General features: G+C 36.3%; 11 protein-coding genes. 3 read left to right on the top strand and 8 right to left on the bottom strand.

Annotated features, from left to right (window positions below; all coding sequences use genetic code 11):
• Window positions 1-291 precede the first annotated feature (291 nt).
• The 3 genes from BXY82_RS12435 (at window position 292) to BXY82_RS12425 (ending at window position 3669) form a co-directional block, all read left to right on the top strand.
• Entirely contained in the window at window positions 292-1578 is a 1287-nt protein-coding gene (locus BXY82_RS12435) for an NAD(P)/FAD-dependent oxidoreductase (RefSeq protein WP_133758499.1), read from the top strand.
• Between the two features lie 191 nt (window positions 1579-1769).
• Window positions 1770-2246: a Dps family protein gene (locus tag BXY82_RS12430; RefSeq protein WP_133758498.1), complete on the top strand. Its 477-nt coding sequence runs from the start codon at window positions 1770-1772 to the stop codon at window positions 2244-2246.
• A gap of 298 nt (window positions 2247-2544) precedes the next feature.
• Window positions 2545-3669: a mechanosensitive ion channel family protein gene (locus tag BXY82_RS12425; protein WP_133758497.1), complete on the top strand. Its 1125-nt coding sequence runs from the start codon at window positions 2545-2547 to the stop codon at window positions 3667-3669.
• A gap of 70 nt (window positions 3670-3739) precedes the next feature.
• Here BXY82_RS12425 and BXY82_RS12420 read toward each other — a convergent pair whose 3' ends face one another.
• The 8 genes from BXY82_RS12420 to BXY82_RS12385 all read right to left on the bottom strand — a co-directional run bounded on the left by BXY82_RS12420 (window position 3740) and on the right by BXY82_RS12385 (window position 13060).
• A complete protein-coding gene (locus BXY82_RS12420) occupies window positions 3740-4105 on the bottom strand; it encodes a rhodanese-like domain-containing protein (RefSeq protein WP_133758496.1) in 366 nt (121 codons plus the stop codon).
• A 231-nt stretch (window positions 4106-4336) separates the two neighbouring features.
• Entirely contained in the window at window positions 4337-4558 is a 222-nt protein-coding gene (locus BXY82_RS12415) for a YgaP family membrane protein (protein WP_133758495.1), read from the bottom strand.
• Window positions 4559-4575: 17 nt separating this feature from the next.
• The gene (locus BXY82_RS12410) at window positions 4576-4881 is read right to left on the bottom strand and encodes a hypothetical protein (RefSeq protein WP_133758669.1); all 306 of its coding nucleotides are present in this window, start codon (window positions 4879-4881) and stop codon (window positions 4576-4578) included.
• A gap of 74 nt (window positions 4882-4955) precedes the next feature.
• The gene (locus tag BXY82_RS12405) at window positions 4956-8171 is read right to left on the bottom strand and encodes an efflux RND transporter permease subunit (RefSeq protein WP_133758494.1); all 3216 of its coding nucleotides are present in this window, start codon (window positions 8169-8171) and stop codon (window positions 4956-4958) included.
• Between the two features lie 158 nt (window positions 8172-8329).
• Window positions 8330-9409: an efflux RND transporter periplasmic adaptor subunit gene (locus BXY82_RS12400; RefSeq protein ID WP_133758493.1), complete on the bottom strand. Its 1080-nt coding sequence runs from the start codon at window positions 9407-9409 to the stop codon at window positions 8330-8332.
• Window positions 9410-9487: 78 nt separating this feature from the next.
• Window positions 9488-10798, bottom strand: coding sequence for a TolC family protein (locus tag BXY82_RS12395; protein ID WP_133758492.1), 1311 nt, complete (start codon window positions 10796-10798; stop codon window positions 9488-9490).
• 172 nt (window positions 10799-10970) lie between these two features.
• Window positions 10971-11819, bottom strand: coding sequence for a restriction endonuclease (locus BXY82_RS12390; protein ID WP_133758491.1), 849 nt, complete (start codon window positions 11817-11819; stop codon window positions 10971-10973).
• Between the two features lie 119 nt (window positions 11820-11938).
• On the bottom strand, window positions 11939-13060 hold the full coding sequence (locus BXY82_RS12385; protein WP_133758490.1) for an ABC transporter permease: 1122 nt from the start codon (window positions 13058-13060) through the stop codon (window positions 11939-11941).
• Window positions 13061-13112 lie beyond the last annotated feature (52 nt).

Here is a 13112-nt window from a genome sequence, read left to right as displayed (position 1 = left end):
AGTTCATAAGCACTTTTTGTTTCTACTGCATTTTAATATGTTGTTAATTTTATAAAACGTTTAAAAGTATAAGTTTATGGCCATTTAAAATTTGCAAATCACTAAATTTAGGAATGGTTTATTGTAGTATACCAATTGCTATCATAACGCTAAAGCGTCAACACTTACGTTGAACACGTTAAAAGGCATCTTATAAAAAGATTAATTTTAAGCAATAAAAATATAATAAAGTAAAATGTTTATGTGGAGATTTTATCCTGTTAACAATGGTATACTTTAATAATATAGAGCATGAAAGACAAGCATATAGTTGTGGTGGGCGGTGGTTTTGCAGGGATTAACTTAGCCAAAAGATTAAGTGACCAAAAAGGATTGCAGGTCACTCTGGTTGATCGTAATAATTACAATTTTTTTCCACCTCTATTATATCAAGTAGCAACTGGTATGCTTGACATTTCCAGTATCACCATACCCTTCCGTACACTGTTTACAAAAAAAGATAATTTGCACTTCAGACTAGGGGAATTAGAACGTATAGATACTACAACCAATACCATATGCCTATCTACAGGACCCATCTCTTATGACTATGTAGTAATTGCTATTGGTACAGAAAGCAATTTTTTCGGTATGGAAAATATTGAAAAAAATGCGCTTCCAATGAAAACTGTGAACGAGGCTATAAAATTGAGAAACTATCTTATCATGGAGGGCGAAAAATATACCTTCTGTTCTGATGAAGATGAAAAGCGTAAAATGCGTAACATCGTAATTTCTGGGGCGGGCCCATCGGGTGTGGAGATTGCGGGTATGATTGCTGAAATGCGTAAACGAAAACTTATGGATATTTACCCTGAGTTAAAGGGAGAACAATTAAACATATACCTTGTAGATGGGGCACCAACTGTACTACCGCCTATGCGTGAAAAATCGCAAAAATACACACAAAAGACATTGGAGGATTTGGGGATTATAGTTAAGCTCAATAAAATGGTTTCTGATTATAAAGATGACAAAGTGTTCTTTAAGGATGGGGAAACAATCGAAACTAAAACCCTAATCTGGACCGCCGGCGTAACAGGTATTAAGATTAAAGGGATTAAGGATGATGTTTATGACAAGAGCAACCGTCTAAAGGTTGATGCTTTTAACAAGGTTATGCAATACCAGAATGTTTATGCTATAGGTGATGCTTGTATCCAAAAAACGGATCCTGAATTTCCTGAAGGACATCCGCAATTGGGCAGTGTTGCGCAACAGCATGGAAAGGTATTGGCTGATAATTTTGTCGCAATGGTAAAAAATCAACAAATGGAGCCTTTTAAGTATGTTGATAAGGGTGCTATGGCCATAATTGGCGATCAGAAAGCCGTTGCTGACATGACCTTTCCTAAAACGACATTAACAGGTTGGTTTGCTTGGTTTTCATGGTTGTTTGTGCATTTGTTTTTACTTGTTAGTTATCGAAACAAATTTCGAACTTTTTGGAATTGGTTTAATGCATACGTGGGTAAAGGGCATTCTCAAGGTGTGATGGTAGGTCAAACTGTTACAGATAATAATGCAATCGAGAATTAACCATAATATTGTAATCATAAGTTGAGGATTCAAATAACATCAAGAATACGGAGTGTTTTTAAAGCAGTCAATAAAAATTGTAATGAAACAACATTGCTACAGTTAAAATTGGTATTATGACTCAAGGCTGCTATTCTTTACTTCGAGAAAAATAAAATTAAAAATTAAGTAATATAAATTATAAAACGAGTATGAAAACGAACATTGGAATTACAAAAGCAAATAGAGAAAAGGTAACTGAAGTGCTCTCAAGATTATTAGCAGATGAGTTTGTACTGTACACCAAAACATTACGAGCACATTGGAATTTGGAAGGGCATGACTTTCACACTAAACATTTGTTCTTTGAAGAACATTATAATGCCATTAAGAAATTTACCGATACGGTGGCAGAGCGTATTAGAAAAGTTGGAAACTATGCTCCTGGAACCTTAAAAGAGTTTTTAGAGTTAACACATTTATCCGAAAAATACACTGGTGATAACTCCAGCCATGATTACTCGGCGGCATTATTAGAAGATCATGATACTATCATTAAGTATATCCGAGAGAACATAAGTAAAGTAGAAGAAGACTTTAAAGATGCGGGTACAGCTGATTTTTTAACAGGAATTATGATGGAACACGAAGAAATGGCCTGGATGCTTAGAGCTACTATTGCTAAATAAGAGTCGTCCTTACATAATTTTTAAAAAGGTTAAATTCAACACTCAATTTGAATTTAACCTTTTTTTCTTTCAAAATAAATAGCACACTGTATTAAGATGTAAATTATAGTAAATAGTTTAACTTCTCCATTATTGAAAAGTGGAGACCATATAAAATTTATACCTTTGACCAAAGATTAAAATCATACAGAGTTAATACTTAAGATAATAGTTTTCTAAAACATGTTATCTATGATTTTATGGAATTTTGATGTGAAATAAATAGTTTGCCAACGTCTAAAACAAATTATAAAAATAAATGACTGAATTTTTTGAAGCATATCGATCGCATATAATTTATGGAACTGTTGTTATTGTCATTTGGCTAGTGCTTTATGGAATGACAAATATCCTTAGCCGATGGTTGTTGAAAAAAGAAGCGGAAAAAATGCCAGGTGTACCAGTCAGGCCGCTAAGAATATTAAAAAGGACATTAAACACATTATGGTTGGTGTTAGGAGTAATTGCATTGAGTTTTATTTTTGTGGATAGAGAGAAAGATGCCACCCTAAAGGCCTACTTCAAATTGGTTAGTCACTTAGGGATAGTTGCAGTAGCTACTATCGTATCCGCAACCTTAGTCAATCTATGGTTCAAACGCAAAATAGAAGAAAAAATAGTATATCAATATGATCCTACCAGTTACAAGTTTCTACGCTATGTAGCTGTATTTATGATTAGTTTTGTTGGTGTGCTATTTGCTCTATTAGCCTTTCCATCACTTAAAGGAGTAGCCCAAACAGCTTTGGGTGGAGCAGGCGTAGTGGCTATAATTGCCGGTGTGGCATCTCAAGAAGCATTGTCAAACCTGGTGGGCGGTGTGTTTATTATATCATTTAAGCCCTTCAAAATTGGCGATGTCATTAAGGTTACTGATACTATGGTTGGTACTGTTACAGACATTACATTACGCCATACCGTCATTAGGAATTTTGAAAATAAAATGATAGTTATTCCCAATGCTATCATAAATAAAGAGAAGTTAATTAATTATGACTTAGGAGAACTTAAATGTTGTGAACACATTGAATTGGGTATTTCATATGACAGCAATATTGAACTGGCAAAAAAGTTGTTGCAGGAAGAGTGCGAAAAACATCCCTTAATTTATGATAATAGATCAGAATTGGACAAGAAGAATGGGAAGCCTATTGTTAGAACGGCACTTACCAAAATAAATGATTCTTCATACACTATACGGGCTTGGGCGTGGGGAAGGAATTTTACAGATACCTTTAACCTGAAGTGTGACGTCTTTGAAAGTGTCATAAAGCGGTATGACGAAGCAAATATAGAAATGGCTTATCCTACTCGAACGGTATATATGATAAATGATACCAATGATAAGGCTAAGGTTGAAGTTCAACCAAAAAGCACTAGCTAAAAAATAATGTGCTATTGAAATGGGGTTCTAACACATCTCAATAGCACATTTTTCTTGTAGTACGATTTAATTAGTTGTAGTTTGAGAAACCACCTTTTAAATCATAAATTTCTTTAAAACCTAAATCTGACAGAATAATAGCAGCCTTCCCGCTTCTATTTCCACTTCTGCAATAAATGTAAATAGGCTTATCTTTATCCAAATTGTTGAAAGCACTACTAAAATCATCTCTATAATAATCAATATTCACAGCATTCTCAATATGGCCTTCAGCATATTCATCTGGAGTTCTTACATCAACCAATTGCACCTTCTTTTTAGAAATTGCAGTTTTAAATTCTGTTGCTGTTAGAACTTCACTTTGCGCAGTGGCGTTAGTGCCTTGTTCTTTACAAGATAAACTAGCCAAAATGAGGAGTAGGATTAATTTTTTCATGACGATTATTATTAAATTCGATAAATTATTACCACTTTAAAAGCGTACTTGTTACTATTACTTTATTAAGAGTTAGCAATTAGATATTTAAAAGTATCAAAATTAAATGAAAAGACCTTCTAATAGTTTCATAAAACAAAATGTTATACTATTGTTATAGTTTGACGCTTGAAGTTAAAACGGATATGGACAGTATCAATTATAATTAATCAACTAACAACTCTATTTTATTTAATTTTTTTTGGAAGAAATAGAACAGGAACCTCCTGTATTCTTGATTCCCAATTTCTGGAGAATAGTTTCTAGTAGACACCATTTGGTAAATGCAGACTGGATTAAATTGACCCCAATAAAAACGGTTAACCACATCCAATTTGGATGGACATAAACGGTAAGTACTACACTCAATAGCACCATTGTGCCGACGATCACTCTAAAATATGTATTTAACATTGTAAGGATTTTTAAGTTTATATAGATTTTTCAATGGGAACAACCACGGCTTTGATAGGATTGTTCGTTTCTAAATTTGAATTGTATGCGATAATTAACTCGAATAAGGCATTGATGTGTTCATCTTCTGTAAACGAGAAGAACAGTCGCGATTCATTGCCAGATTTTGCGCCTGCAAACCAGCTTGATGCCATCAAGATTGATGATCCGTTTTTATGGCCATCAATATCAGAACTGCTAAAATTTTCAATATTAGCTTTTTTGAAGAGCGTCAAAACGTCTTTTTGAAATTCTTCTACTGCGGTTACAATTACTAGTTTCATCATATGTTGTATTAGTGTGGGAAGCAACGGAATCATGAACCCAAAAGTGTTCTAGACCACACTTCACCGACTTGTTATTTGTAATTCTTTTTTTCAATCATATAATACACCAACGGCACCACCAATAACGTTAACACGGTTGACACAATGGTTCCGCCCATCAATGAAATGGCAAGACCTTGAAATATGGGGTCAAATAAGATCACAAAGGCACCAATAACTACCGTTCCGGCCGTTAACAGAATAGGTGTGGTTCTCACAGCTCCAGCTTCAATACAGGCTTGTTTTAATGGGATGCCATCGGCAGTACGGAGATTGATAAAGTCAATTAGCAATACCGAGTTCCGCACCATAATTCCCGCCAGTGCAATCATCCCAATAAATGAGGTTGCGGTAAAGAATGCGCCCATAATCCAGTGGCCCAAAATAATTCCTATCAAGGATAATGGTATGGCTACCATCATCACAATTGGAGCTTTAAAGTTTTGGAACCAGCCCACAATTAAGATGTATATCAAGATAATGGCGCCTAAAAAGGCAATTCCCAAATCTCTAAAAACTTCCAAGGTAATTTGCCATTCACCATCCCATTTAACGGTATAGTTGTCTTCATAATCGGGCTGACCCAAATACAATTCATTTAGCATATAACCTTCAAGTAAAGGGATTTCTTTTAGTTTATCTTCCATTCCTAAAATAGCATAGGCCGGACTTTCCAATTCGCCTGCCATATCCGCTAACACATATACCACACGCTTTTGGTTTTTACGATAAATACTCTTTGCAGCAGTACCTTTAGTGATAGTCACCAAATCTGCAATGGGTACCATATTGCCTTGTTTGGAGGTGACTTTAAGTTGGGAAATATCAGAAATAGTCGATTTCTCCTTTTCATCCAAAGTCAATACCAAGCCCACTTGCTTACTGGCATCCTCATCATATAAGGTGGTGATGGCGTTGTTGGATAGGGCCATATTCATGGTGTAGGCAATTTGTTGTGGCGCTACGCCGTATAACATGGCTTTTTCCTTGTTGATTTCAAATTGATATTCAACCTGATCATCTTCAACCATCCAATCAATATCAACCACATCATCTGTATTTCTCAGAATCTCTTGAATGTGGTCTGCAATCTTTATTTGCTGATTGTAATCTGGTCCATAAACTTCAGCAACAATGGTCGATAATACAGGAGGTCCTGGTGGAACCTCTACCAATTTGACGTTCGCATTGTGTTTTGCAGCGATTTTTTGAATGTCAGGACGCAACAGTTTCGCAATGTCATGACTCTGCGCTGAACGGTCATTTTTACTAATGAGATTCACTTGAATGTCCGCCATATTACTACCACCACGTAAATCGTAATGTCGCACCAAACCATTAAAGGTAATAGGGGCAGAGGTGCCAATATAGTTTTGGTAATTGACCACTTCAGGACGCGTTGATAAATATTGAGAAATCTCTTGAGCTACAACTCCTGTGCGTTCTAAGGTTGTGCCTTCTGGCATATCAATAACTACCTGAAACTCATTCTTGTTGTCAAACGGTAACATTTTAACCGCAACTGAATTGGTAAAGAACAAGAGCATTGTAGCCATCAATACCACAAAGGTGCCTCCTAAAAACAACCAACGCTTACCGCTATGCTCTAATAAAGGGCGTTCTACCTTGTTGTAAACTCTATAGATAACTGTTTCTTCTAATGGTTTTTCTAGCTTAGGTGATCTTACTTTCTTCCCAGACAAACCGATTGATTTTTCTTTTTCTCTTAAAAAAATATATCCTAAATACGGGGTAATGGTTAAAGCTACAAAAAGCGATAAAATCATGGCAATGGATGCCCCAATTGGCATTGGTGCCATATAGGGTCCCATTAATCCGGAAACAAAGGCCATAGGCAATACAGAAGCAATAACCGTAAAGGTTGCTAAAATGGTAGGGTTTCCTACTTCATTTATCGCATATAAAGCGGCCTGTTTAAATGGCAGGCGTTTCATTTTGAAATGCCTGTGCATGTTTTCGGCGATAATAATGGAGTCATCTACTACAATCCCGGTAACAAAAACCAATGCGAAAAGCGTAATTCGGTTGAGGGTATAATCCATCATATAATAGCTCAACAGGGTCAAAGCAAATGTAATAGGTACGGATAAAAACACGACTAGTCCACCACGCCATCCCATAGCGAGCATAACAACAAGAGTCACAGCAAAAATAGATCCGACCAAGTGCCAAAGCAGTTCCGACACTTTATCAGAAGCTGTTTCACCGTAGTTTCTAGTGATTTCTACATGGACATCATCCGGAATTAAGGTGCTACGTAAACGGTCTACTTTGTCAATAATAATCTCAGAAAGTTTCATGGCATCAGCACCTTTTCGTTTGGCCACTGAAATGGTCACTGCTGGGTAATCTGATTTATAATCGGACGCTTTGTCACCGCCTTGTCCAAATCCTAAACTCACATAGTTCTGTGGAATTTCAGGACCGTCAATAATGGTGGCCACCTGCTTTAGATAAATTGGTCTGTTTTGTTGTACACCCACAACAAGATTTTCAACATCTTTGGCCGATTCTAAAAATTTTCCAGTATTTATTAAAAATTCAGTATCGTTTTTGTCAAAACTGCCGGAGCTTAACTGACTATTATTCGCCTTGATCATTTCTGAAACAGACAGGAAATCCAGGCCACTAGCTGCCAATTTATCCTTATCTAAAACCACACGTACTTGACGCTCCCTACCACCTATTTTATGGGTTATGGCCACATCATTTACTTTCTTTATTTCGTCTTCCAATTCTTGCGCCATTTTGCTTAGTTGGAAATCGTCATAATTTTCACTCCATAAGGTTAAACCTAGCATGGGTACATCATCAATTGCACGAGTTTTGACAAGCGGTAATGTAACCCCTGCAGGCATCTGGTCCATGTGTTTACTGATTTCGTTGTATAATTTTACAAACGAACGCTCAATATCCTCACCCACATAAAACTGGACGATTACCATCCCTTGTTCTTGCATGGAGGTAGAATACACATATTCTACACCTTTAATATTGGAGATTAATTGCTCCAATGGCTTTATAACGCGCGATTCTACTTCCGTCGGACTTGCCCCAGGATAACCCACAAAAATGTCGGCCATTGGCACATCAATTTGTGGTTCTTCCTCACGCGGAATTAAAAACGAGCTATACACGCCAACAACCATAAATACAATCATCAGAAGCACTGTGAGCTTTGATTGTATAAAGATTTTGGCAATTTTTCCTGCGATTCCTTCTTTCATTTTAAGTTATGTTTTGGGCATTTTAATCGGCCATCCGTTTCCTTTTTTTTGCCATTTATGGCAGCAAAAAAAGGGTTTTCACTACAAATGTTTTTACACTTATGAGTTCATTAATTTGAAATAATAAACAACGTATAATCTTTGATACGACTTTTTAGTTATTGAATTGTAATTTTAGCACCATTGTAAAGTTTACCTTCTGCAGAAACGATATAGGCTTCATCCGAATTCAAACCTGATAAGACTTCCACTTGATCTCCAAAAGTTCTTCCTAAACGCAACCAACGTAAAATGGCCGTATTGCTTTGGCTTACCGTATATACACCAGTTAGTTGACCGTTGGTTATAAGGGCTTCTTTCGGAATTAAAACCAGTTCAGTAGCGGATTGTTTTTCAACAGGAAACTGAACACTAACAAACATACCAGAGAGGATATTCGCATCTGTTTTATCGAGATCAATCTTTACTAAATATTGTCCGCCCGTGTTTTTAGCCGAAGTACTTACTTCAACTACTTTGCCTTTTAAAGTTTGATTGATAGACTTGACCAACACACTCACCTCAGCGTCTTTTTTAATTTGTGAAATTTCTGTTTCAGGCACCATGGCCATGACTTCAAAATCACCAGGCGTTTCAATGCTTATTAATGGCACTCCAGGATTGGCCATGTCGCCAGTTTCAATACTTTTACTTGTTACTGTGCCGCTAAAAGGGGCAGTAATATTGCTATAGGCAAATTGGGCGTTGATTTCATTTTTCATCTGTTTGGCAGATTCCAAGCGGGCTTTTGCCATCTCAAAATTAGCAGTCCTATCATCCAATTCTTTTTGAGAGGCGCTATTGTCTGCAAATAAACTTTGAAAGCGGTCATAATCCTTCTTGGCATTAGTATAGGCTACTGTTGCCTCAGTAATACCAGCATTAACTTGTCCTTGTTTGGCCTGTAAATCTGTATTATTGATGGATACCAATAATTGTCCCTTTTTTACTTTATCACCTACATTAACATGTACTTTATTGACATAGCCCATCATTCTGGTGCTTAAATCAGCACTATTTGCGGCCTGGATCTTACCACTTACTGATAAAAACGGACTCGTGTTATTTGCTGTAATTTGACTAATAGTTACTGGAATTGGTGGGGTAGTATCAGTAATCGCTTTTCTATTGTCGCTACCGCAACTTGTCATAAAAAAAGAAGCAGTAGTTAAGAATAATAGGTAGATGTATTTTTTCATTTTATTTAATGTTAATGTGGTTGCCATGAACTCAAGCTTATTAGTCTTGAGTCCTCGGTTGTATAGTCTTGTCTCTTTCTATTTTTTAGTTAAAAACTCTAAATATGCTTGTGCATAATTGTATTCAAAAATGGTTTGGTAATACTCCAATTGTTTTTGCGCAAACTGCGTTTCGGCAATTAGTAAATCGGATGTTTTTTCTAACCCTTCCTTAAACCTGTTTGTTCTGATTCTTAATGATTCTTCTGATTGCTCTAAAGCCAATGCGGTCAATTTTAATTTGTTTTCGGCATCTAGTAACGAACGCTTTGCCTTGTTCAATTCTAAATTGGTTTGGGACACATATTGCGTATATTGTAATTTTGATTTTTCAAGTTCTGCGCTACTTTTCTGTACCTTACCGAAGCGTTTGGAACCTTGAAAAATATCCCAGGTTAACTGCGCTCCAAATAAATAGCCATTGGCATCTGCCTGAAAAATTTTATCATCATATAACTCAAAACTTCCAAAAGCATTCACCCGTGGTAGAAAGGCCATTTTATCTGCCTTATTCATCAACTCCAAAGCATCTGTAGCCAATTGCATGGCTTTAATGTCTGATCGGTTTTCTGAAATAATATGGTTTTCCACGGTGGTAACAGAAATGGTTAAACTGTCCTTAGGCATATAGGCTACATAAGTTTCATCATTCATTAAAAATGAGAGGTAATTAGAAGCGTTTTGTACATTACTCTTTGCCGTTTGTAACTGATTTTGAACTTCCGTAACACGAACTTCTGCATTTAGCACATCAGCGCGTTGTAAATAACCTTGTTTAAAACTGTTGTCAGCTAATTTTTGATTGGCCTGGGCAGCATGATAGGCTTTTTCTAGTACGTCCACGCCTTTGTAGGCCAATTGCAACTGCATATAAGCTTTTGCTACTTCAAACTTTAAATAATCAGCGGTGCGATCCGTTTTTAGAGCCATAGCTTCCATTTTGGATTTTGCGGCTTTCCGTTGAAACAACCCATCTAAATTGATGAGCGGCTGCTGTATTTCAAATTTCGTGGCAAAACTTTGAATTTGAGACGGATCATTTAAAGTGGCAGGATTAAAATCGCTTTGCGTTAATATTTCCTGATTTAATTTAGAACCAAATGCCATTAACGGATTAGTAGTAGCAATACCGGTGTGACTTGCGGTGATAGTGGGAAGAAAAACAGCGTTTGTTTGTCTGTAATCAGCTCTAGCCTCTATAAACTCCTGTTCAGATATTTTTAGACTGATATTATCTTGACTCACCTTGTTTAAAACTTCATCTCTAGAAATTGGAATAATATCTTGAGCATGACTCATTGTGTTATATCCCAAAGAAGCAATTGTTAGTATGAGGAGTTTCGTTTTCATGTGTTACATCATTTATGTCACAAATGTACATGAGATACGAATAGTGGTCAGTAACATATGTTACCTACAGAGAAATATGGTTGCGAAAACGTTTATAAATAAGTAAATATGACTTATTAAGTGTGCAGAATGGAAAATTTGACATGGATTAAATTATAGGCTGAGCGCATTTTTAATTACAATCCGATCCACACAATTGTTGCACTTCATTCAGAACACGTTCAATTTTTCTGTCTGATAAACCAATATTTACTAATTTATTCTTGCCATCGAATAATTCCTTAACCAATATCACATCAGACGCTATGAGGAGATGCTTTTCCCGTTTGTTTAAAGTAGTTAAGGTAGTTACTGGATATAACGCTAAAGAATCTATATTGGCTTTTAGACCGTTATTTTTTGGATAATCCCAACTCATTAGCGTTAATCCCACACATTTTCCGTAGTTGACGGCGTCTGCAGTAAATCGGGTGTTAGTTACCAACCAGCCTTGTTTTAAATGTGTGGTGTTTTTTGGATTGGAATTCCACTGTTGTTGAATATCTAAAAATCGCGAATTAATATATAAAGGTATTTTCACATTACTGGTCGCTCTAGCATCGGCATGGAATTTACATTCAATTGCATACACATTGCCATCTTTTTCGGCCAATACATCAATTTCGTGAGTTACACAGGCGCCTTGCAAGGTGACACTTACTTTGGTGTTGAATCCTCTTTCCTTTAATAAAGCCCCAATCAATCTTTCAAACGGATAACCGGTTGGTCCCAACTCTAAAATGGCGCGTTTTAAACTGTATCGTGAAGCGGTGCTTTTATGTTTACCTTTTAAGATGCTAAAGGCTTTTCTATAGATTGTGTTAGACGACATGCCGTCATAAACTTGGCCTTGAATCTTTTCGACAATGGTCTCAACCGTTTCATTACTGGCACCGGATGATCGCAATGATCTTCTAAGCTTTTCAAAGGAAAATAGTTCCGTTTCTCCGTTACTTTTTTTTATATATACTTGATGTTCCATAGGTAAAAGATTGTATTGAAATCTGAAAATTTCAAAGTGATGCTAATGTGCATTTGTTGCAATAATAAATCGCATAATCATTTTAATTGCGCTTTAAATCTAGAAGATTTATAACCGTATTAGTTAGTTTTCTTATAACTCCATACTGCCAAACCATTCATAACAATAGCGTAAGCCAAAGTTTTGATCAGTTGCGGCAGGATATCCATTACATCAGAACCTTTAAGCATCACCATCCGCATCACTTCTACATAATACTTAATAGGATTAAACTCGGTAATTAGTTGTGCCCATCTTGGCATACTTTCAATTGGTGTGAACAACCCACTCATCAAAATAAAAATCACTACAAAAAACCAGGCAATAAACATGGCTTGTTGTTGGGTGTCCGTAAAGTTTGAAATAAATAGCCCAATACCTAAAACCACCAAGATATAAATGGAGGTATAAAGGTACAGAAGAAGTAAACTGCCCACCATGGGGACGTCAAAAATAAGTTTGGAGATGATCAATCCGATGCTCAATAACACCATCCCAATCACCCAAAACGGAAAGAGTTTCCCAATTATGAATTGACTTTTCTTTATGGGCGTAACATTAATTTGCTCCAAAGTTCCTATTTCCTTTTCCCGCACAATGTTCATTCCCGAAAGAAAAAGGGTAATCATGGTGACCAACAATACCAGGATACCAGGAACCATAAAGGTTTTGTAATTTAAGGTTTCATTATACCAGAATAACGGGATGGTCTCAATGATGACGGGTTGTATTTGCGCATCGGAAATTTGGGATAAATCGGTTCTTATATTTTTATTGAAGCTTAGTATGATTTGTGAGATATAGACATTTTCAACACCTGCAGCAGCGCCGTCAATGGCATTGATAGTAATGCCTAATATATTGTGTTGTTCTGTTTGTAAGTCGCGCGCAAAATGTTGGGGAATTTCCATAATGACATCAACTTCGCCTCGTAACATGGCGGCGCTTGCCTGCTTTTGCGTAGGATAATCGGTCAGCACATTAAAATAAGTGGATGCATTGAATTTTTCGATCAGTGCCCTCGATGTCGAGCTGCGATCGTTATCAATATAACCAAATTTCATATTCTTGACTTCAAAGGTGGCGGCATTAGAAAGAATAACCAATTGGAGTAGGGGCAATATAAAAATAATAGGAAGCATACCCTTATTTCTAAAAATTTGCTTGAACTCTTTTTGTATGATGTAAAGGATTGTTTTCATAATATTCCCGCAAAGGTGGGAATCTCTTTTTTAGTTATTAATGATATATATT

Origin of the sequence: Gelidibacter sediminis (assembly GCF_004364975.1) — a bacterium.
Taxonomy (GTDB): Bacteria; Bacteroidota; Bacteroidia; order Flavobacteriales; family Flavobacteriaceae; genus Gelidibacter; species Gelidibacter sediminis.
The sequence above is the reverse complement of the archived record's forward strand: the minus strand, read 5'-3'. Positions and strand labels throughout refer to the sequence as shown.